This window comes from Tepidiphilus succinatimandens (assembly GCF_006503695.1).
GTDB classification, from domain to species: Bacteria; Pseudomonadota; Gammaproteobacteria; order Burkholderiales; family Rhodocyclaceae; genus Tepidiphilus; species Tepidiphilus succinatimandens.
Window position 1 is genome coordinate 122,952 of record NZ_SBIK01000004.1, and the last position, 19,766, is coordinate 142,717.

Below are 19,766 nucleotides of genomic sequence, written 5' to 3' on the forward strand. Positions count from 1 at the left end.
AGGCGCCGGCAGCCATCGCCGCGCCTTGCCCGAGACAGACCTGGCCGGCGCGCCCCTGCACCAGGGCGAGCCCCAGGGCGGCGGTGGCCATGGCACCAGCGAGGGTGAGCAGATGGGCGAGATAGCGCGCCCCGCCGCTAGCCCCGAGCGCGCCCACGGCGAGCACGAGGAGGACGGCGAGCAGCCGGGTGCGCCGGCGAGGATCCAGGAGGAAACGGCTCATGGCGCCGCCACTCGTTCCCGCGGCAGGGCGAGCAAGGCGGCGATGAGCACGAGCTGCAGCAGCAGCTCCTTGCCGCCGGGGGGGAGTTGCCAGGCGGCGAGCGCTTCGAGCACCCCGAGCGCCACGCCGGCGGCGAGCACCGCGGGGCCCGGCTTCATGCCGCCCAGGACGGCGGCGGGAAAGGCGTTGAGCGCGAGGCTGCCCAGCTCGGGATGCACGAAGGTGACGGGGGCGGATGCAAGCCCGGCCGCCACGGCGAGCGCCGTGCCCACGCCCCAGGCTTGCCGCCGCAGCCGGGCGACGTCGATGCCGAGCCGCTCGGCCGTCACGGCATCTTCGGCGCTCGCGCGCACGCGCCGCCCCCAGTCGGTGCCGCGCAGCAGCAGGGCAAAGGCCGCGGCCACGCCGGCGGCGGCGAGCATCACCGCCCATTGGCGCGCCGCCAACCCCAGCCAGCGCCCCTCGCCCACCCAGTCGAAACGGTACCAGCCCTGGGTGGCGGCCGGCAGGCTCAGGAGCACGCCGCGCAGCGCGAGCGCCAGACCGAAGGTGGCGAGCGTCGCCACCCAGGGCGCACGCGTGCGCACCGGTTCGAGGGCGCAGCGCGCCGCGAGCGCCCCGAAGGCGTAGCCGGCGGCGATCGCTCCGAGGGCGGCGAGCGCGAGCGGTGCCCCCAGCGCCGCAAGCCCCACCGCCACGTAGGCGCCGGCCGCCATCGCTTCCCCCTGCATGAAGGAGAGCACGCCGGTGGCGCGGTAGAGGAAGACGAGGGAGAGCGCCGTCAGGCCGTAGAGGCAGCCCTGGGCGGCGCCGCCGAGCACGACCTCCGGCGCAAGGCTCATGGCCGTTGGCGCGCGGCCTCGACCGCCCGGGCAAAGCGCTTCAGCCCCTCGGCGAGCCGCGAGCGCGGGCAGCCGAGATTCAGGCGAACGAAGCCGGGAGCGCCAAAGGCCGCGCCATCGGAAAGCCCCAGGCCATGGGCTTCGAAGTGCGCCGCCGCATCCTCGAGCCCCAGTTTGCGAACGTCGATCCACGAGAGGTAGGTCGCCTCCGGCTCGGCCACCGGTAAATCCAGTGCCCGGATCGACTCCAGGGCAAACGCCACGTTCCCGCGCAAATATTCGAGGAGCGCCTCGCGCCAGGCCCAGCCGTCGCGGTAGGCCGCCTCGGCGGCGACCAGGCCGAAGAGGTTGGGCGAAGAGGGGATGCGTCCGCGCAGCGCCCGGCGGTAGCGTGCACGCAGCGCCTCGTCCGGAATCACGGCGAAGGCGCATTGCAGCGCCGGGACGTTCCAGGTCTTGGAAGGGGCGAAGAGGGTGATCGTGCGCGCGGCCACTTCGGGGGCCAGCGTGGCGATGGGGCGGTGGCGCCGCTTGCGCGTGAGCACCAGCCCGGCGTGGATGTCGTCGCTCACGAGGATTGCGCCGTGGGCGAGCGCGAGTTCCGCCAGCCAGGCCAGTTCTTTTTCGTCCCACAGCCGCCCCGTGGGATTGTGCGGGTGGCAGAGCAGCAAGGCGCCGACGTCGCCCGGCGCAAAGGCCGCGACCATGGCCGCCTCGTCGTGCACCCAGCGCCCCTTGGCGCACACCAGATCGACCGCGCGCAAGCGCTTGCCGACGTTGGCCGGCGCGGCGAGAAAAGGCGGATAGACCGGCGTGTGCGTGACGATGACCTCCCCCGGAGCGATGGCGCAGCCGAAGTGAAAGCCCGGGATCACCCCCGGCAGCCACACGAGCCATTCGGGGGCGACCGTCCAGCCATGATCGCGCTCGATTCCGGCACACACCGCTTCCACGAGCGAAGGCCAAGGGTCGGTGTAGCCATACACCGGGTGCGCGAGCCGGCGCGCCAGGGCCTCACGGATCTCGGGCGCGACGGCGAAGTCCATGTCGGCCACCCACATGGGAATCACGTCGCGCCCGGCGTAGCGCCCCCATTTCTCGCCGGGGATCGTTGAGCGGTCGGGAGCGGAGTCGAAGTCGTAGGTGGGGCTCATGCGGCGGGCTCCTTGCCTGGCGCCGCTCCGGAGGTCTCTTCGGACTGAGGCGGTTTGCCGCCGATGCGCGCGGTGATGTCGGCGACGGCGCGGCGCATGGCCTGAGCGAGCGGCCCTTCCCAGGAAGCGTCGAAACGGCTCTCCGGGCCGAGCATGGTGAGCGCCAGCGTCAGATGCCCGAAGGCGTCGAACACGGGGGCGGAGAAGGCATTGATGCCCGGGATCGGATGGCCGAGCACGCGCGCCATGCCGTGGCGGCGCACTTCTTCGAGCGTCTCGTTGACGAAGGACCGCGACAGACGCAAAGGCTCGCGCCCGCCCGAGAGACGTTCGAGCTCGCGCTCGATGAGCGGGCGGGTGAGGCGCGCAGGAAGATAGGCGGCGAAGACGCGGCCGGTGGCGGTGGTGAGCAGCCCCATCACGGTGCCGGGGCGCATGTTCACGTGGATGGCGCGGGCCGATTCCTCGATGGCCACCACCGTGGCGCCGACGTTGCCCCACACGGCGATGGCTACGTTCTGTTCGGTCTCGTCGGCGAGGCGGGCGGAGACTTCCACGGCCGCACGCAGCGGATTGAGACCCTGCAAGGCGGTGAGCCCCAGGCGCAGGGCGAAGGGGCCCAGTTTGTAGCGACCGGTGAGCGGATCCTGCTCCACCAGGCCGAGTTTGCCGAAGCTCACCAGATAAGGGTGGGCCTTGGCCGGGGACATGCCGGCAGCCGCGGCCAGATCGCGCAGCATCATCGGCGCACCATGCGCTTCCAGCGCGGCGAGCAGCGCCCCGCCGACCTCGATCGACTGGATGCCGCGGCGCTCGCGCACGCCGTTCTCCGGCGCGAGGGGTTCGTTTCGTTCCATGCGGATCTCGTGTAGTCAAACGCGCTTCGGGCATCAATCATAGCCCGAAACGTTGGCATGATCGAAATTCACCATGAACGAATCGATTGACACATGATGAATCACGTGCCAAGATAAAACGCATCGACAGGAGGAGCGATCCATGAATGCCAAAGCCTTTGCCTCGGTGGCCGACCTCGAAGAGAAACCGGTTTCGTTCGAACGCCTCTCCGAACACGCCTGGGCCTACACCGCCGAAGGCGATCCGAACACCGGCGTGGTGATCGGCGACGACTCGGTGATGATCATCGATGCCACCGCCACCCCCGTGATGGCCAAATCGGTGATCGCCAAGGTGCGCGAGGTCACCGACAAGCCGATCAAATACGTTGTGCTCACGCACTACCATGCGGTGCGCGTGCTCGGCGCTTCCGGCTATCGCGACGAGGGACTGGAACACATCATCGCCAGCTATCCCACTTACGAGCTCATCCGCGAGCGCGGCCAGCAGGACATGGAATCCGAGATCGGGCGTTTTCCCCGGCTCTTTCGCGCGGTGGAGAGCATCCCCGGTCTCACCTGGCCCACGCTCACTTTCAAGGAAGAAATCACCCTGTGGATGGGCTCGCTCGAAGTGCGCATCCTGCATCCGGGTGCCGGGCACACCAAGGGGGACACGGCGGTCTGGCTGCCGCAGGAGCGCGTGCTCTTCTCCGGCGACCTGATCGAGGCCGAAGCCGCCTGCTATACGGGCGATGCCTACCTTGCCGACTGGCCGGCCACGCTCGATCGGCTCGAAGCGCTGCAGCCGGCCAAAGTGGTGCCGGGGCGCGGGCCGGCGCTCAAGGACGAGGCGGCGGTGCGCGCGGGGTTCCAATACACGCGCGACTTCGTCACCACGCTCTATCGCTGCGCCCAGGAAGCGGTGGCGCGCGGCTATGATCTCAAGAAGACCATGGAATACACCCGCAGCGTGATGGACCCGAAGTTCGGCCACGTCTTCATCTACGAGCATTGCCTGCCGTTCGATGTCACCCGTGCCTATGACGAGGCGAGCGGCATCCGCGATCCGCGCATCTGGACCGCCGAGCGTGACCGGCAGATGTGGCACGCGCTGCAAGAAGGCTGAAACGGGAAAAGCAGAGGCGCGGCCACGCAGCCGCGCCCGCGAGAGACGAGGGCGAAGACCACGCCAAAGGAGGAGGAAACCGTGCTGAAAACATATCAGTATCCCAAGTTCCCGTTCGTGCGTCCAGCCGAGCTGGATTCCCCGCAAACCCGGCACGTGCCGGTGATCGTGGTCGGCGCTGGGCCGGTGGGCCTGAGCGCCGCCATCGATCTGGCGCAGCGCAACATCCCGGTGGTGGTGCTCGACGAAGACGACACCGTGAGCATCGGCTCGCGCGGCGTGTGCTATGCCAAGCGCGCGCTCGAGATCCTCGACCGCTACGGCGTGGGCGAGCGCGTGGTGCAAAAAGGTGTGTCGTGGAACGTCGGCCGCACCTTCTTTCGTGACGAGGAAGTCTTTCGCTTCAACCTGGTACCGGAGCCCGATCATCACCGTCCCGGCATGGTCAACCTGCAGCAATACTATCTCGAAGAATACCTGATCGAGCGCGCCCGGGAGCTGCCGAACATCGACCTGCGCTGGAAGAGTACCGTGATCGGCGTCACGCCCGGCGAAGACGCCGTCACGGTGCGCGTCGAGACGCCCGCCGGGGCCTATGCCCTGTCCTGCGATTGGCTGATCGCCGCCGACGGCGCGCGCAGTCCCATCCGGCGCATGCTCGGCCTGGACATCGAGGGCAAGATCTTCATGGACCGGTTCCTGATCGCCGACGTCGTCATGAAGGCCGACTTCCCGCCGGAGCGCTGGTTCTGGTTCGACCCGCCGTTCCACCCCGGTCAGTCCGTATTGCTGCACCGTCAGGCCGACGACGTGTGGCGAATCGACTTCCAGCTCGGCTGGGACGCCGACCCGGAGGAAGAGAAAAAGCCCGAGCGCGTCATCCCCCGCATCCGCGCCATGCTGGGTGACGACCGCGAATTCGAGCTCGAATGGGTGAGCGTCTATACCTTCCAGTGCCGCCGCATGAAGCGCTTCAACCACGGGCGCGTGCTCTTCGTCGGCGATGCAGCGCACCAGGTCTCGCCCTTCGGTGCGCGCGGCGCGAATTCCGGCATCCAGGACGTCGACAACCTCGGCTGGAAACTCGAACTGGTGATGCAGGGCAAGGCCCCCGCGGCCCTGCTCGATACCTACAGTGACGAGCGCACCTACGCCGCCGACGAGAACATCCGCAACTCCACGCGCTCGACCGACTTCATCACCCCCAAGGGCAACGTCAGCAAGACGTTCCGCAACGCCGTGCTCGGTCTGGCCAGGCATCATCCCTTCGCCCGCGGCCTGGTCAATTCCGGTCGACTGTCGGTGCCCTCGTTCTACGTCGATTCTCCCCTCAATACGCCCGATGCCGACGCCTTCGCCGGCCGCATGGTGCCTGGTGCACCGATGGACGACGCCCCCGTGTCGGCCCCCGGCGGCGGCTCGCCCTGGCTGCTGCCGCACTTCGGCCAGGGATTCCGGCTCATGATCGCGCTCGACGATGCGGCCGCCCTCGATGCCGCCACGGCCGAAGGGCTCGCCGCCCTGCGCCGTGGGGCGATTCCCGCCGAGCCGATCGTCGTTGCCCGCGAAGGCGCCGCCCCCGGCGGCATCGAGACCCTGCACGACGTCAAGGGCCGAGTGCGCGAGCGCTACGACCTGCAGCCGGGCACCGTCTATCTCATTCGCCCCGACCAGCACGTCGCCGCCCGCTGGCGCCGCTTCGACCCCACCGCGATCGAGGCCGCGCTTCGCCGTGCCAGCGTCCAGGGCGCCTGAACGCAAGAGAGGAGGAGAGGATGATGATCAATCTGGAATACAATTTCCGCGAACCGCGCACCCGCACTTTCTACGGATATGAAGCGGGTGATGCTTTCTACGAAGCGCTCATCGAGGCGCACCGCGATCTTGACGAGGAGCAGAGCGCTCTGGTGAACGCCCGCCTCGTGCTGCTGCTCGCCAACCACGTCGGCGACGTCGATCTGCTGCGCGAGGCGATCCGGCTCGCGCGCGAAGACGTCACGGGCGGCTGAGGCGCGTCCGGGGCATCACGCCCCGGGCCCTGTGCCGTTGCCGACGAAGTGCCGCAGATGGGTGCGGAACGCCTCGGCGGCCGGAGACAACGCCCGGCCATGCCGCGTGAAGACGAAGAATCGGCGATGCACGTCCGGTTCGGTCAGGCGCCGCATCTCCATGCCATAGCGGCGCACCATCGGCTCGGCATAGGAGACGCAGATCGTCACGCCCAGGCCGATCGACACCATGGCGAGCGCCGTCGACATGAAGGCCACGGTCGTATCCGGATGCAGATCGAGATCGCGCACCACCTCGTGCAGGTCCCGCGAGAGTTTCTCCGGGAATTGCCCCTGCAAGGTGATGAGGGGAAACTCCGCCAGCCGCCGCCACGGCACCACCTCCTGCGCTGCGAGAGGATGACCCGGTGGGAAGACGACGTGAAAGGGCTGCACGAACAGAAGCTCCGCCTCGATCTCGCCGGGTACGTCCCGCTCCGGCCCCACGCCCAGATCGGCTTCGCCCGAGAGCACGCAGGCCGGGACCGATTCCACGCCGCAGTCGATGAGGCGGATCGCCACGTGCGGAAACTCGCGCGTGAAGCTCGCGAGCACTTCTGGCAGCAGGGTGGCCGCCATCAACTGCGGCGCGGCGATGCGCACGATGCCGCGCTTGAGCGCCTTGAGCGTGGCCACTTCGTGCAGCACGGCGTCCAGATCGGCCAGGATTTTCTCCACCAGCGGATAGAGTTCGCGCCCGACTTCGGTGAGCTGCACGCGCCGGGTGCTGCGGTCGAAAAGCTGCACGCCCAAGGCATTCTCCAGCTCCTTGATCGAACCGCTCAAGGCCGACTGCGTGGTGTACAGATGCTCGGCGGCGACGGTGAAACTACCGAACCGTGCGACCGCAAGAAAAGCGCGCAACTGGCGCAGGGTGACATTCATCGTCACATCCGATTAATCGATCGAAAAAAACCGTTGAAACTATAAGTTTTTCGGCAATACAATGCAAGCATGACTGATGGTCGGAGGAGTCATCCGGCCCCACACGGAGGAAGACGCCATGGCACTCATCCAGAAAATCCACCACGCCGCCTATCGCTGCAAGGACGCCCTCGAAACCGCCCGCTGGTATGAAAAATACCTCGGCATGAAGCTGATCCTGTCGATCGCCGAAGACCAGGTTCCCTCGACGAAAGAGCCGGATCCGTACATGCACATCTTCCTCGATGCCGGCAATGGCAACGTGCTCGCTTTCTTCGAGCTGCCCACGCGGCCGCCGATGGGTCACGATCCCAATACCCCGGCCTGGACCCAGCATCTCGCGCTCGAGGTTGCCTCGATGGAAGACCTGCTGGCGACGAAAGAGCGGCTCGAGGCCGACGGCATCGAAGTGATCGGCCCGGTCGATCACGCCCTCTTCCAGTCCATCTACTTCTTCGATCCGAATGGCCATCGCCTCGAGCTCGCCTGCAATACGCTACGACCGGGCATGCTAGAGGCGCTCGACGAGGTGAAATGGGAGATGCTTGAGGAGTGGTCGAAGACGAAGAAAGCGCCCAAGCATGCGCGCTGGATGCACGACGGCCGCTACAAAGAGATGTTCCCGCTCGCCTGAATCCTTTGGAGATTTCCGACCGATGAAACTCGCCACGCTCAAAAGCGGCGGGCGCGACGGCACGCTCGTCGTCGTCAGCCGTGACCTCGGCCGCTGCTACCCCGTCGGCGCCATCGCCCGCACGCTGCAGGAGGCACTCGATCGCTGGGACGAAGTACGCGACGATCTGGCGCTCGTCGCCGAGTTGCTCGAACGCGGTGCCCTGAAGGACGCCCGTCCTTTCGACCCCGCCGCCTGCCACAGCCCGCTGCCGCGCGCCTACCAGTGGGCCGACGGCTCGGCCTATCTCAACCACGTCGAGCTCGTGCGCAAGGCGCGGGGGGCCGAAGTCCCCGCCTCGTTCTACGACGACCCGCTGATGTACCAAGGGGGCTCCGACAGTTTCATCGGACCGTGCGACGACATCGTCGCCGACGAATCCTGGGGGATAGACTTCGAGGCCGAAGTGGCGGTGATCACCGGCGACGTGCCGATGGGCATCGACCCCAAGGCCGCGCTCGAAACGATCCGCCTCGTGCTGCTCGTCAACGACGTCACCCTGCGCAACCTCGTGCCCGGCGAGCTCGCCAAGGGTTTCGGATTCTTCCAGTCCAAGCCCGCCTCCAGCTTCAGCCCCGTGGCGGTCACCCCCGACGAGCTGGGCGATGCATGGCGCGACGGCAAGTTGCACCTGCCGCTCGAAGTCCAATACAACGGCCGCCCCTTCGGCCGGCCGAACGCCGGCGTCGACATGACTTTCGACTTCGGACGCCTCATCGCGCATGCCGCGAAGACGCGCGAGATGGAGGCCGGCAGCATCGTCGGCTCGGGCACCGTCTCCAACAAGCAGGGCGGACTCTACGGCTCCAAGATCGAGAACGGCGGCGTGGGCTACTGCTGCATCGCCGAGGTGCGCATGTACGAGACCATCGAATCGGGCGCCCCACAGACGCCTTTCATGCGCCATGGCGACACGGTCGAGATCGCCATGCACGACGCGAGCGGCGCCTCGATCTTCGGCAGCATCCGAAATCGGGTGAGGGGGCTGGAGAAATGAAACTCTACACCTACTTCCGGAGTTCCGCCGCCTATCGCGTGCGCATCGCGCTGGCGCTCAAGGGGCTGGACTATGAGGCGGTGCCGGTGCACCTGCTGCGCGACGGCGGCGAGCAGCACCGGCCGGAATACCGGGCGATCCATCCCGGGGGATTGGTGCCGGCGCTGCAGACCGACGGGGGCGAAGTGCTGGTGCAATCGCTGGCCATCATGGAATACCTCGAAGAAACCCATCCCGAGCCGCCCCTGCTGCCGCCCGACCCGCTGGGGCGGGGGCGAGTGCGCGGCCTGGCGCTGACGATTGCCTGCGATACGCATCCGCTCAACAACCTCGGCGTGCTGCGCTACCTCACCGAGCGGCTCGGCGCGAGCGAGGAGCAGAAACTCGACTGGATCCGGCACTGGATCGAGCGGGGGCTTGGCACGTTCGAGCGCTTGCTCGACGATCCCCGCACCGGCCGTTTCTGCCACGGCGACACGCCCACGCTGGCCGACTGCTGCCTCGTGCCACAGGTCTTCAACGCCCGACGCTATGACTGTTCGCTGGAAGCGTTCCCGCGCATCCGCGCCGTCGTCGAAGCCTGCGAAGCATTGCCGGCGTTCCAGGAAGCAGCTCCGGCCCGTCAGCCGGATGCACCGCAGCCTGCCTGAGGGCAGCGCTGTCATCCCAATCAGGGCGGCGCAGACCGCCCGTCTGCGGAGCGCCCGGTCGTGCGCTCCCGGAGTTCCTTTTTCGGCCGCACCGGGGAGGGGGAGATGCATCAGCCGAACGATGAACCGCGCAAGTCCGTCTATTATCGCTACCAGGTCTTCCCGCCTTATCTGCCCCGCGAAACCGAAGCCCGCCAGAAAGTGGTCATCGTTGGCGCTGGGCCCGTGGGAATGACGCTGGCGCTGCTGCTCGCCCGTTACCGCGTCCCCAGCGTCATCCTCGACTCGGAAGTGCAGGTGAGCGAGGGCAGCCGCGCCATCGTCTATACGCGCCGCTCGATGGAGATCCTGCAGCAGGCGGGCGTGGCGCGCCGCATCGCCGAAATCGGGCTGCCGTGGCGCTTCGGCAACTCCTACTATCGCGGGCAGCGGGTATTCCGCATGGAGGCGCCGCACGACGAAGACAGCCGTTTCTACCCCATGATCAACCTGCAGCAGCAATACCTCGAAGAGTTTCTTCTCGACGAGGTGTGTCGCAGCGGCCTCGTCGAAGTGCGCTGGGGCAACAGGCTCATCGGTCTGAGCCAGCGCGACGACGGGGTGGAGGCGCGCATCGACACGCCGCTGGGGGAATATACCCTCTCGACCGACTGGCTCGTCGCCGCCGACGGTGCCCGCTCGAGCGTGCGCAGCCTCCTGGGGCTGTCGCTGGTCGGGGATTCCTACGCCGGGCGCTTCGTGATCGCCGACATCAAGATCGACCTCGATCTGCCCACCGAGCGGCTCGCCTTCTTCGATCCCGAATGGAATCCCTGCAACACCGTGCTGATGCACCGCCAGCCCTTCGGCATTTGGCGGATCGACTTTCGCCTGCCGGAGGGCGAAGAGCCGCAGGAGGCGCTGCGCTTCGAGATACTCAAGGCGCGCATCGACGCGCACCTCGAGATGATCGGCTACGAAGGCAAATCCTGGGAGCTCGACTGGTGCTCGGTCTATTCCGCCCGTGCCCTCACGCTCGAAAACTACGTCCATGGCCACGTCGTCTTCGCCGGCGACGCGGCGCACGTACTGCCCATCTTCGGCGTGCGCGGTGCCAACACCGGATTCCAGGATGCGTTCGACCTCGCCTGGAAACTCGCCTTCACGCTGCACGGCTGGTCCGGCCGCTCCCTGCTCGCCTCCTATTCCGAAGAACGCGTCGGTGCCGCCAAGGAGATCATCGAGGAGGCTGGACGCAGCACGCGCTTCATGACGCCGCCCACCACGGGCCATCGCACGATGCGCGACGCCGTGCTGTCGCTGTCGATCGAGAACGGTTTCGTCGGGCCGCTCTTTCACTGGCGCACGTCCCGCCCGCACGTCTATGCGCGCTCGCGCCTCAACGCGCGTGACGACGATCAGGCGCTTTTCCTCGAAGGGCCGGTCGATGGAGCGCCGATCCCCAACGTCAAGCTCGGGCTCGACGATTTCCTGCTCGATCACTGGGACGAATCGATCCACCTGCTCGTCTTCACCGAACACGAAGCGCTGCCGGCCGACGTCACGACGCTGCAGCAACGCCTGCGGGCGCGGGGCGTGCCGCTGCGCCTGCTCGCCATCAGCCTCGGCCGGCGCCGCGTCGAGGGCGCCGACCTGACGCTGCCCGATCCCGAAGGCCGCTGCTGGCGCAAATACGGCGCGAGTGCCGACGGCGCGACCTACCTCGTGCGTCCCGACCAGCACGTCGCCGCCCGTTGGGGCAACTGCACCGCCCATCGCATCGCCCCCGCCCTCGAACGGCTCGTCAACCGCCTGGGAGAATCCGCATGAACGTCGCCGATCTGGAACGAATCTACGATCTGCTGGCCGACACGATCGACGCCGTCCCCGAAGACAAGGTCCGGCTCTTCCTCGCCAAATTCGCCCTGCTCGCCGCCCATGCGCTGGATGATGCGCGGCAGGTGACCGCGCTCATCGAAAACGCCAGGACGGATTTGTGAAGGAAGGGGCGAGAGGGCGATATCCTTGTTCGTGGCGGGATAATCTTGTCTGGACAGCAAGATCTTCCCGCAAACGAAACGGAACGCCGATGACCGAACTGCAAACCGTCGTCCTGCTCTCCCTCCTGCTGGGGCTGCAGCCGATTACCACCGACCTCTATCTACCGGCCCTGCCGGGGATCACCGCCAGTCTGGGGGCGAGCGTGGCGCAGGCGCAGCAGACGCTGGCGGCGATGCTCTTTGCTTTCGGCGTGGCGCAGCTCTTCTGGGGCCCCTTGTCGGATCGCTTCGGACGCAAGCCCATCCTGCTCGCGGGGCTGAGCCTCTACGTGGCGGCGGCACTGGGCTGCACTTTCGCTACCTCCATGGCGCAGCTGCTCGGCTGGCGCGTGGTACAAGGGGTGGCGCTGGGGGCGTCGGTGATGGCGGGGCGGGCGATCGTGCGCGACCTGCACGATCCCCTGGCCGGGGCGAAGCTCTTGAGTCGCGCCTTCTCCGGCCTCGGGCTCCTCGCCTGCCTCAGCCCCCTGGTCGGCGGGGCGACGGTGCGCGTCCTGGGCTGGCGGGCGACCCTCTTCGTGCTGGCCGTGGCGGGGGCGATCACACTGGCGCTCACTTGGCGCATCTTTCGCGAGACGCTGGCGCGGCGCAACCCACACGCCCTGCGCCCGGCGGCGCTGCTGTGCGCCTGGCGCGAGGTGCTGGGGCACCGGGATTTCTGGATCTTCACCCTCCTTGCCTCATCTTCCTACGGTGGGCTCTTCACCTTTCTCGCCAGTTCTTCCTTCATCTTCATCAATTTCTACCGGTTTTCACCCACGGAATACAGCCTGGTGATGCTCGCCAGCGCCACCTCCTATCTCTGCGGAACGGTGCTGTGCCGCCGCCTGCTCGGGCGCTTCGGACTGAGGCGCACGGTACAGTGGGGCGGTGTGCTCTCCTGCGCGGCGGGCGTGGTGATGGTGATCCTGCTGCTGATCGGGCGAGGCGGGCCGATGGGATTGCTCCTGCCGTTCTGCGGCTTCATGATCGCGCATGGCATCCATCAGCCGTGCGGCCAGAGTGGGGCGGTCGGCGCGTTTCCCAAGTCGGCGGGCGTGGCTTCCGCCTTGAGCGGGTTCGTGATGATGTCGATCGCCTTTCTCACCGGAGCGGTCCTCGGCATGCTGGCGCGCGACACTCCCTGGCCCTTCGCGGGGTTCGTCGCCTTCTGGGGGACGATGCTCTTCGTGCTCGCTTTCGCCTTCGTGCCCCGTTCCCGGCTCGTGGCCAGTGAATCGGCTCAGAGCGAACGCGCCGGCTGATACACCGCCACGTCCAGCCCGCGCTCGGCGAGCGCCCGACCGTGCCACTGGCTCAGCAGCCCGCGGTCGCAGTAGAGCAGATAGCGCCGCGCCTCGGGTAGCTTCGCTTCGCGCAGGGCAAAGAAGGGAATCGCCAGGTCGGCTTCGGGCAGCGGCGCTTCGTCGGCGAGTTCGGGGGGGGGGCGGATGTCGATGAGGATCTCGCCCGGAGATTTCTGCGTCACGATGTATAGTGGCCACCGAAATCAAGACACTGGGGAACCTCGATCAACCCCTATTTTCCGGGAAACTCGCGGTGAAACAGACTCTTCATGACACTCGGCACTGAATGCCACTCTATTTCCCCCCGTTTTGGCCGCTCGTTGCGGCCTCGTGCCCCGGTTTTTTCCTGTCCCCGGCCGCCTTGGGCATACTGCGGCCGTGGGCAGGCCTCACCAGGCGATGGCGTTAGACTTCACGAGCCACACCGTGCGCCGGATGTTGTCGCAGGCAGCCATCAGGGTGAGGGCAAAGTCGGCTCTGGCCTGTCCGATGGTGCGGATCATCTTGCCGCCCATGGCTTCGATGGCGGCAAACACGTGCTCGACCCGCGCGCGCACGCGGGCAATGCGCGTATTGCGCGCTTTCTGCCGCTTGGGCAGTGGCCGGTGGGGCTTGGCCTTGCGCTGGATCTGCGAACAGGGCTTGCGCCCCTGCCGGTCCGATGCGGTTTTCGAACAGCCAGATCGTGGTGCGATCCGGAACCGTGCGCGAGTGCTCCAGCCCACAGAAGCGCTTGAAACTCATCCGATCGAGGAGCTGGTATTCCATCTGTTCGTCCGAGAGCCCATAGAGGCGCTTCAACACCACGATACGCACCATCGTCTCGATCTGATAGGGCGGCCGTCCGCCTTTGGACTGATCCTTCGAGGGAAAAATCTTCTCCACTTCCGCCGCCAGCGCCGCAAAGTCGATCACCGAGTCCATCTCCTGCAGGGGATCGCCCAAGCGATCGAGCTTGGTGCGATGTTCTTCTGCGGCAAAGAGGTCGGGCTGGATCGCGGTGCGGCGTGCCATGGTTCAGGCTCCTCTCGAATCAGGACAGAGGAATTTTATCAGAGGCCGGGGGTGGAGGGGTTTTTCGAGGTGCCCGTTTGTATGGCCGCCTTCTTGTGCTCAGGCTCGAAATAGGACCACTTAGCGCGCAGCTCGCGCGCAAACTCGATCACTTCCTGCGCTGTTAACCGCCTGGCCGGATGATCATCAGGCTGCCCAAGCTGGGCCAGCTGCTGCATGACGGCCTCCTCGCGGGCCCGCTCCTCTGCCATGCGCTCCCGAAGCTCGTCCAACGTAATGACGTCATTGGCGAAGGCCATCTGCCACTTCCGCTTGCGTCGCTTGATCTCTTCCAGTTCGCGCTCCAGCTGTTCGCGCAGCTGGTCCTCATCATCGGGCCGGTTTCCGTCGTCGATCTCGACATCATATTGTTGACATTTGCGCTTGGGGTGGATTAGAATGGAATCGAAAATATGCGAATCCAATTCAGTGAACAGCTTTCTCGGTTAGGAGGTGAATTAGAACGCTATTATTATTGCTCCGCATCTGCTGCAAGAGTGAATCTCCTGCTTCTATTTCACCACGGAATACAGCCGACATTGTTTGGATGCATTCCGGGGGGGTGCGCCATGACTCAATATCCGCTTCGAATTGCGATTGTGGGTATGGGGCCACGCGGTCTTTCTGTTCTAGAACGCCTCTGTGCTAATATTCCTGAACTCATACCGGATCAACGTATTGAAATCCATGTCATAGACCCGTATCAAATTGGCGCAGGGAGTGTATGGAGAACTGACCAGTCGAAGCATTTGTTGATGAACACTGTGGCATCACAGGTTACCGTGTTCACAGATGAGAGTGTTGTCTGTGAAGGGCCGAAAATACCAGGTCCAAGTCTATACGAATGGGCACGGTTTCTCCCCTTATTGGATGAGGAAGATCAGTACGATGAGTGGGTATTAGAAGAAGCTCGCGAACTTAAGCCAGATTCTTATCCCAGACGAGCACTTTATGGTTATTATTTACAATGGGATTACCGAAAGATCTTACGTTATGCTCCGGCCAATGTTACTATTCGTTCTCACAAAGCTCGAGCAGTGTCCCTTGATGATTATTTTGATGGTCGACAAGTGATTAAACTTGACAATGAGGAACAACCACTTATTGTTAACGCTGTTGTGCTTGCTTTGGGTCATACTCCTATAGCACTGAGCGAAGAAGAACAGTGTTTACAAAAATTTGCTTTAGAAAACGGATTGCTATACGTCCCACCGGCAAACCCTGCAGACGTATATCTCGATAACATTGGTGCGGGGGAAAAAGTTATCCTTCGGGGCCTTGGATTGAATTTCTTCGACTACATGGCGTTATTTACAGTTGGTCGAGGTGGTCGTTTTATCAGACACCAAGGACGATTGGTCTACGAACCTTCCGGACGTGAACCACGGCTTTTTGCCAGTTCTCGACGTGGCGTTCCTTACCATGCACGTGGGGAAAATCAGAAAGGGCCATATGGACGCTATCATCCGCAGTTTCTCACACATGAAGTGATTGATCAGTTACACGTTCGAACCAAAAAAGGAGAACAAATCAATTTTCGCAGGGATGTGTGGCCTCTCATTGCAAAAGAGGTAGAAACTTTATATTACTATACATTAATCCGATCGCGTGATTGTGAATGTCGGGCGGAAAAGTTCAAGGAACTTTACAAAAAATGTCCATGGAACAGCCCAGAAGAGGAAGGAATTTTAAATCAGTTTGAAATTGACCAGGATCAGCGTTTTAGTTGGGAGCGGCTGGCGAATCCATTTGGCACAAGAACATTCGAAAGCCCTGACGAGTACCGGGAGTGGTTACTCGAATATCTCCGCAAAGATGTGTCCGAGGCGCGAAAGGGAAATGTTGAAGGACCACTGAAGGCAGCTTTAGATGCGCTGCGGGATCTCCGCAACGAAGTTCGTTTGGTGGTTGATCACGGCGGTATCAGTGGCGAATCCTACCGTGATGATCTTGATCGTTGGTATACACCCTTCAATGCCTTTTTGTCAATTGGACCGCCGGCTTCGCGAATTGAAGAAATGATAGCTCTCATAGAGGCTGGTATTCTTGAAGTAATAGGGCCGGAGTTACAGATTGAAATGTTGAAAGATCCACCGCGATTTAAGGCAATCTCGCCACGTGTAAAGGGTAGCGATGTGGAGGCTCGTGTGCTCATTGAAGCCAGGATTCCAGGGGTCGATTTACGGCGTACCACGGAACCCCTCTTAAAACATCTCCTGGAGACGGGTCAGTGCCGAGCCTTTGCTATACCCTGTTCTGATGGGACGGCCTATGTCACTGGGGGACTTGAAGTGACCCCACCGCCCAACAGATTGGTTGATGCGAATGGAAACGTACATCCTCGTCGTTTTGCGCTCGGAGTTCCCACTGAGGGGGTACACTGGGTAACGGCCGCAGGAATCCGTCCGGGGGTCAACTCGGTTACACTAAGTGAATCGGACGCAATAAGTCGAGAAATATTGAAGGTAATCTCTAGAGACCTCAAGCAAACTCAAAATAAAATGCATCGCACGACCGTATCCGGAGGTCGCAGAAAGGGATGCTAAAACTTCTCTGTGTAACCATTGCCGGTATCTGTGCCCTTGTGATCGCCATGGGAATTGGAAGGTTTGCATATACCCCCATTTTTCCATTGATGCAAGAGGCTTTACACTTTTCAAATGCTGATGCCGGTTATATAGCTGCCAGCAATTACTTTGGTTATCTTCTGGGCGCGTTGTTGGGCAGTAGAGTCCAAAAGAGTAACAAACAAAAAGTGTTTCGCGTTTCTCTTGTAATCAACATTTTATGCAATGGGGCTATGGCATTAACAACATCTTTAGTAGGATGGGCAGTTTACCGATTTATTTCGGGAATAAGCAGTGGTATTGTCTTCGTACTTGCCTCGAGTATGACACTGGATTTTCTTGCGTCTAAGAACAGATCAGCATGGTCCGGGCTTTTCTATAGCGGTGTTGGAATTGGTATTGTGATCAGTGGGCTTTTCGTCCCCTTTTTGAATCAGCTGGCCGATTGGAGAGGCGCGTGGCTAGGGTTAATGCTTTTGTGCCTATTACTCAGCCCGGCCCCTTTATTCTGGACAGAGGATTCACGTAAATCGGTGGTGTCTGACACTGAAACTATCCAAACACAGCAAGATCAAAATGCGAGTTTCTTCTACTGGTTACTCGCTTCATATGGCTTGGAAGGGTTGGGGTATATCATTACAGGAACGTTCCTGGTGGATATCGCCATGTCTTCTCCATCTACCAAGGAGGTAAGCTCGCTCAGTTGGGTGATTGCTGGCCTTGGGGCTATTCCGTCTACTCTTTTCTGGGCTTGGGTTGGGAAGCGTTATGGACACGTAAGAACACTCGTGTGTGCATACCTGTTGCAAGCTATCGGTATCGTCATTCCTGTGGTTCAATCGAATGCAACAGGAATCCTTCTGAGTGCATTTCTATTTGGTGGAACGTTCATGGGGATTACCACCTTGGCCACTTCGCTTGCAAGAAACATTTCTGATCAGAGCAATCGTTCGATCGGGTATTTGACGGCTTGTTATGGCATTGGTCAAATATTGGGGCCAATTGCAGGAGCTCTTATCGAACAGCAAACTCACAGTTATAGTTGGTCCTTAATAGGTGCAGCTATTATCATCTTTGTGGGGGGCGTGTTGCTTGTGATGGGTCGGTACGCGTCATGTTCCCAAACAATTCAAGTAAGTCGAAGGGGTGGTTACCATGTGGAATGAGACGGTGCTAACCCGAGCGTTAGGTATCCAGTATCCAATCATTCAGGCTCCCATGGCTGGAGGGCCGACCACACCCGAATTGGTTGCAGCCGTTTCGAACGCTGGAGGACTTGGTTTTCTGGGAGCGGGTTACATGTCCGCGGACTCAATGCGGGCAGCGATTCACAGAATACGGGAATTGACGGATAAGCCATTTGGCGTGAATCTTTTCGTTCCGGAAAGGGATGAGCAAGTAGATTTGACCGCCGTTGCTTCGATGAAGGACCATCTCAAGCGGATGGTACCCCATGCAAGTGGTGTTGCTGACGAGATTGAGAATGTACCTATAGAGCAGCCGTCAAAGGATCAATTTGTAAAGCAATTGGAAGTCGTGCTAGAAGAAAGAGTTCCCGTTTGTAGCTTTACGTTCGGTCATCCAACTGCGGAAGAAATAGAGGAGTTAAAATCAAAGGATATTTATGTTATTGGTACTGCGACTACTGTCGAGGAGGCAACAACACTTGAAAAAATGAATGTGGATGCCATCGTTGTCCAAGGCTATGAAGCCGGTGGACATCGAGGATCTTTTCTCGGCTTCGATGAATCTCGGTTAATAGGCTCTATGGCGCTCATCCCGCAGGTGGTGGATAGGGTCAGCGTGCCCGTCATTGCAGCAGGGGGAATCATGGATGGAGGAGGGATCGTGGCCTGTTTCGCGCTCGGGGCATCTGGTGTTCAGATGGGGACAGCTTTTCTCGTTAGTCGTGAGAGCGGGGCACACCCTGAATACAAGCGAGCGATCCTGAATAGTCGGGATGTCGATACCGTTATCACGACTGCTTTTTCAGGTAAACCTGCCCGTGGAATTCGAAATGCTTTCATTAATTCCATGCAACATTACAAGGGAGCAATACCCCCGTATCCCCTCCAAAACGCCCTAACTCGTCCCATTCGAAACTGGGCTTCACGGGAAGCAAATCCAGATTTCATGTCTTTGTGGGCGGGACAGGGATCAGGTTTGAGTCGAGAAGCGAGTGCGGGCGAAATTGTACGACGGCTTGTTCAAGAAACGGAAGAAATTTTGGATCGGTTTACGAGGATCATGATAAAGTGAGTTTTGGTTATTTTCTTGGGTTTCCGACGATTGTGCTGGTCAATGGGATACAACTCACGGAGATGAATCCGGGGCAAGGACTTTCCTCAGTATTTTGACTCATTGTTCTAGTGTAACTCCTAAGGTTATTTTTGACCATTGCTATCTTGATGAGAAAGGAGCGATTTTTCCATGGTGAACGAGTTGAAGTACCAAGAAGGATTAAAGGTTCGTAAAAAGGTTCTGGGTGAAGATTATGTCGAGAGGGCATTTGCAACTGCGACGGATTTTTCGAGACCGTTTCAAGACTTGGTTACCCGATTTGCTTGGGGAGAAATTTGGACTCGCCCTGGTCTTGATCTTAAGACAAGGAGCCTCATCAATCTTGCAATAATGACAGCCTTAAACAGACCTAATGAATTAGCGATTCATATTCGGGGAGCACTGCGTAATGGTGTAACTATTGAGGAAATCCGTGAGGTTTTCTTACAAACTGCCGTTTATTGTGGGATTCCTGCCGCACTGGATAGTTTCAAAATCGCACAAGACATTTTTGATGAGGAACAAATGTCAGAGAGAGATTGAAAGAACATAAAAAACCTTCATCTGATTTACAGATGAAGGTTTCCGTTTTTTCTTTCATAAATTAACAAACTGTATGCCTGCGCGAATGAAGGATAGAGAAAGGAAAAGTAGTACCTGCAAGACATGTCTAGAGGCATTCGAGCGTCTACAAGCATGATATTTGCTGAACCCGTTTACGGGGTTGCCATGGCTAAGGGTTTGCCAAGTGGTATTGGGTTCCAATGACGTTTTTGGGTCTAACACCAGACCATTAGGGGGAATTTTAATGAATGGGAATCAATATAAAATTGTCTCGATTAACGTAGCAAAGCCGAAAACTGTTCTATACAAGGGGAAGGAGGTATCTACCGGTATATTCAAAAAACCCGTAGAGCACCCAGTTTACCTCTCATTTTTGAACTTTGGGTTGTGTACCATCCTTTCTGTAAATTCCGTTTAGCGCCTCTGGCAGGAAGTGCGCGGCGCTCGGTCTGACGCCATGACTTCGAGAAAGGAGTATGCCCATCATGGCGATGCGTGTCG

Annotated in this window: 19 protein-coding genes and 3 pseudogenes; 13 read left to right on the top strand and 9 right to left on the bottom strand. The window is 61.3% G+C overall.

The genetic code is table 11. From position 1 onward, the window contains the following. The 4 genes and pseudogenes from EPD82_RS12040 to EPD82_RS04175 form a co-directional block, all read right to left on the bottom strand. Positions 1–223: pseudogene (locus EPD82_RS12040) on the bottom strand (branched-chain amino acid ABC transporter permease); the annotation flags it as partial. Beyond that, positions 220–1,065, bottom strand: coding sequence for a branched-chain amino acid ABC transporter permease (locus EPD82_RS04165; RefSeq protein WP_141055634.1), 846 nt, complete (start codon positions 1,063–1,065; stop codon positions 220–222). The pseudogene EPD82_RS12040 and the gene EPD82_RS04165, both read right to left, overlap by 4 nt. After that, positions 1,062–2,219 (bottom strand): MalY/PatB family protein, encoded by a 1,158-nt coding sequence (locus tag EPD82_RS04170; protein ID WP_141055637.1) that lies wholly within the window; start codon positions 2,217–2,219, stop codon positions 1,062–1,064. Before EPD82_RS04170 ends, EPD82_RS04165 begins: the two co-directional genes overlap by 4 nt. Beyond that, positions 2,216–3,076, bottom strand: a complete 861-nt coding sequence (locus tag EPD82_RS04175) for an IclR family transcriptional regulator (protein WP_051240792.1) — start codon at positions 3,074–3,076, stop codon at positions 2,216–2,218. Before EPD82_RS04175 ends, EPD82_RS04170 begins: the two co-directional genes overlap by 4 nt. Before the next feature lie 142 nt (positions 3,077–3,218). Between EPD82_RS04175 and EPD82_RS04180 the strand changes: the two genes are divergently transcribed. The 3 genes from EPD82_RS04180 to EPD82_RS04190 all read left to right on the top strand — a co-directional run bounded on the left by EPD82_RS04180 (position 3,219) and on the right by EPD82_RS04190 (position 6,193). Next, positions 3,219–4,184 carry an MBL fold metallo-hydrolase gene (locus EPD82_RS04180; RefSeq protein ID WP_028875153.1) on the top strand — a complete coding sequence of 322 codons (966 nt, stop codon included), beginning with the start codon at positions 3,219–3,221 and terminating at the stop codon, positions 4,182–4,184. An 81-nt stretch (positions 4,185–4,265) separates the two neighbouring features. Then, positions 4,266–5,939 carry an FAD-dependent oxidoreductase gene (locus EPD82_RS04185; protein ID WP_141055640.1) on the top strand — a complete coding sequence of 558 codons (1,674 nt, stop codon included), beginning with the start codon at positions 4,266–4,268 and terminating at the stop codon, positions 5,937–5,939. Positions 5,940–5,959: 20 nt separating this feature from the next. After that, positions 5,960–6,193, top strand: a complete 234-nt coding sequence (locus EPD82_RS04190) for a DUF2783 domain-containing protein (RefSeq protein ID WP_055423148.1) — start codon at positions 5,960–5,962, stop codon at positions 6,191–6,193. Between the two features lie 15 nt (positions 6,194–6,208). On the opposite strand, the gene EPD82_RS04195 is transcribed toward EPD82_RS04190, so the two are convergent. Further along, the gene (locus EPD82_RS04195; RefSeq protein ID WP_141055643.1) at positions 6,209–7,117 is read right to left on the bottom strand and encodes a LysR family transcriptional regulator; all 909 of its coding nucleotides are present in this window, start codon (positions 7,115–7,117) and stop codon (positions 6,209–6,211) included. A 118-nt stretch (positions 7,118–7,235) separates the two neighbouring features. Between EPD82_RS04195 and EPD82_RS04200 the strand changes: the two genes are divergently transcribed. From EPD82_RS04200 to EPD82_RS04220, 6 genes are all read left to right on the top strand, one after another. After that, on the top strand, positions 7,236–7,790 hold the full coding sequence (locus EPD82_RS04200) for a VOC family protein (RefSeq protein WP_141055646.1): 555 nt from the start codon (positions 7,236–7,238) through the stop codon (positions 7,788–7,790). Positions 7,791–7,812: 22 nt separating this feature from the next. Next, positions 7,813–8,826, top strand: coding sequence for a fumarylacetoacetate hydrolase family protein (locus EPD82_RS04205; RefSeq protein ID WP_141055649.1), 1,014 nt, complete (start codon positions 7,813–7,815; stop codon positions 8,824–8,826). Continuing rightward, positions 8,823–9,476, top strand: a complete 654-nt coding sequence (gene maiA / locus EPD82_RS04210; RefSeq protein WP_141055652.1) for a maleylacetoacetate isomerase — start codon at positions 8,823–8,825, stop codon at positions 9,474–9,476. The genes EPD82_RS04205 and maiA overlap by 4 nt, the downstream gene beginning before the upstream one ends. Before the next feature lie 105 nt (positions 9,477–9,581). Next, positions 9,582–11,285 (top strand): FAD-dependent monooxygenase, encoded by a 1,704-nt coding sequence (locus EPD82_RS04215; protein WP_141055654.1) that lies wholly within the window; start codon positions 9,582–9,584, stop codon positions 11,283–11,285. Then, a complete protein-coding gene (locus EPD82_RS11900) occupies positions 11,282–11,455 on the top strand; it encodes a hypothetical protein (protein WP_170210783.1) in 174 nt (57 codons plus the stop codon). Before EPD82_RS04215 ends, EPD82_RS11900 begins: the two co-directional genes overlap by 4 nt. An 89-nt stretch (positions 11,456–11,544) precedes the next feature. Beyond that, the gene (locus EPD82_RS04220; RefSeq protein WP_141055657.1) at positions 11,545–12,759 is read left to right on the top strand and encodes a multidrug effflux MFS transporter; all 1,215 of its coding nucleotides are present in this window, start codon (positions 11,545–11,547) and stop codon (positions 12,757–12,759) included. Here EPD82_RS04220 and EPD82_RS04225 read toward each other — a convergent pair. The 4 genes and pseudogenes from EPD82_RS04225 to EPD82_RS04235 all read right to left on the bottom strand — a co-directional run bounded on the left by EPD82_RS04225 (position 12,738) and on the right by EPD82_RS04235 (position 14,279). Then, the gene (locus EPD82_RS04225; RefSeq protein ID WP_141055660.1) at positions 12,738–12,983 is read right to left on the bottom strand and encodes a rhodanese-like domain-containing protein; all 246 of its coding nucleotides are present in this window, start codon (positions 12,981–12,983) and stop codon (positions 12,738–12,740) included. The two genes, EPD82_RS04220 and EPD82_RS04225, sit on opposite strands and share 22 nt — an antisense overlap. Positions 12,984–13,229: 246 nt before the next feature. Continuing rightward, positions 13,230–13,430 (bottom strand): annotated as a pseudogene (locus EPD82_RS12480) (transposase); the annotation flags it as partial. 4 nt (positions 13,431–13,434) lie between these two features. Continuing rightward, positions 13,435–13,815: pseudogene (locus EPD82_RS12485) on the bottom strand (transposase); the annotation flags it as partial. A 38-nt stretch (positions 13,816–13,853) separates the two neighbouring features. After that, on the bottom strand, positions 13,854–14,279 hold the full coding sequence (locus EPD82_RS04235) for a hypothetical protein (RefSeq protein ID WP_141055663.1): 426 nt from the start codon (positions 14,277–14,279) through the stop codon (positions 13,854–13,856). A gap of 144 nt (positions 14,280–14,423) precedes the next feature. Here EPD82_RS04235 and EPD82_RS04240 point away from each other — a divergent pair, with 144 nt between their 5' ends. The 4 genes from EPD82_RS04240 (at position 14,424) to pcaC (ending at position 19,244) form a co-directional block, all read left to right on the top strand. Next, positions 14,424–16,400, top strand: a complete 1,977-nt coding sequence (locus EPD82_RS04240; RefSeq protein WP_037990195.1) for an FAD/NAD(P)-binding protein — start codon at positions 14,424–14,426, stop codon at positions 16,398–16,400. Beyond that, positions 16,394–17,587 (top strand): YbfB/YjiJ family MFS transporter, encoded by a 1,194-nt coding sequence (locus EPD82_RS04245; protein ID WP_037990191.1) that lies wholly within the window; start codon positions 16,394–16,396, stop codon positions 17,585–17,587. The genes EPD82_RS04240 and EPD82_RS04245 overlap by 7 nt, the downstream gene beginning before the upstream one ends. Continuing rightward, the gene (locus EPD82_RS04250) at positions 17,577–18,680 is read left to right on the top strand and encodes an NAD(P)H-dependent flavin oxidoreductase (RefSeq protein WP_141055666.1); all 1,104 of its coding nucleotides are present in this window, start codon (positions 17,577–17,579) and stop codon (positions 18,678–18,680) included. Before EPD82_RS04245 ends, EPD82_RS04250 begins: the two co-directional genes overlap by 11 nt. Positions 18,681–18,851: 171 nt before the next feature. Next, positions 18,852–19,244, top strand: coding sequence for a 4-carboxymuconolactone decarboxylase (gene pcaC / locus EPD82_RS04255; protein WP_051240791.1), 393 nt, complete (start codon positions 18,852–18,854; stop codon positions 19,242–19,244). The last annotated feature ends 522 nt before the right edge of the window (positions 19,245–19,766 follow it).

Excerpts from the sequence above, each read along its gene's own strand:
- EPD82_RS04190 (WP_055423148.1), top strand. The coding sequence starts at position 5,960 with ATGATGATCAATCTGGAATACAATTTCCGCGAACCGCGCACCCGCACT.
- EPD82_RS04200 (WP_141055646.1), top strand. The coding sequence starts at position 7,236 with ATGGCACTCATCCAGAAAATCCACCACGCCGCCTATCGCTGCAAGGAC.
- EPD82_RS04180 (WP_028875153.1), top strand. The coding sequence starts at position 3,219 with ATGAATGCCAAAGCCTTTGCCTCGGTGGCCGACCTCGAAGAGAAACCG.
- pcaC (WP_051240791.1), top strand. The coding sequence starts at position 18,852 with ATGGTGAACGAGTTGAAGTACCAAGAAGGATTAAAGGTTCGTAAAAAG.
- EPD82_RS04205 (WP_141055649.1), top strand. The coding sequence starts at position 7,813 with ATGAAACTCGCCACGCTCAAAAGCGGCGGGCGCGACGGCACGCTCGTC.
- EPD82_RS04175 (WP_051240792.1), bottom strand. The coding sequence starts at position 3,076 with ATGGAACGAAACGAACCCCTCGCGCCGGAGAACGGCGTGCGCGAGCGC.
- EPD82_RS04170 (WP_141055637.1), bottom strand. The coding sequence starts at position 2,219 with ATGAGCCCCACCTACGACTTCGACTCCGCTCCCGACCGCTCAACGATC.
- EPD82_RS04195 (WP_141055643.1), bottom strand. The coding sequence starts at position 7,117 with ATGAATGTCACCCTGCGCCAGTTGCGCGCTTTTCTTGCGGTCGCACGG.
- maiA (WP_141055652.1), top strand. The coding sequence starts at position 8,823 with ATGAAACTCTACACCTACTTCCGGAGTTCCGCCGCCTATCGCGTGCGC.
- EPD82_RS04165 (WP_141055634.1), bottom strand. The coding sequence starts at position 1,065 with ATGAGCCTTGCGCCGGAGGTCGTGCTCGGCGGCGCCGCCCAGGGCTGC.
- EPD82_RS04245 (WP_037990191.1), top strand. The coding sequence starts at position 16,394 with ATGCTAAAACTTCTCTGTGTAACCATTGCCGGTATCTGTGCCCTTGTG.
- EPD82_RS04250 (WP_141055666.1), top strand. The coding sequence starts at position 17,577 with ATGTGGAATGAGACGGTGCTAACCCGAGCGTTAGGTATCCAGTATCCA.
- EPD82_RS04215 (WP_141055654.1), top strand. The coding sequence starts at position 9,582 with ATGCATCAGCCGAACGATGAACCGCGCAAGTCCGTCTATTATCGCTAC.
- EPD82_RS11900 (WP_170210783.1), top strand. The coding sequence starts at position 11,282 with ATGAACGTCGCCGATCTGGAACGAATCTACGATCTGCTGGCCGACACG.
- EPD82_RS04220 (WP_141055657.1), top strand. The coding sequence starts at position 11,545 with ATGACCGAACTGCAAACCGTCGTCCTGCTCTCCCTCCTGCTGGGGCTG.
- EPD82_RS04240 (WP_037990195.1), top strand. The coding sequence starts at position 14,424 with ATGACTCAATATCCGCTTCGAATTGCGATTGTGGGTATGGGGCCACGC.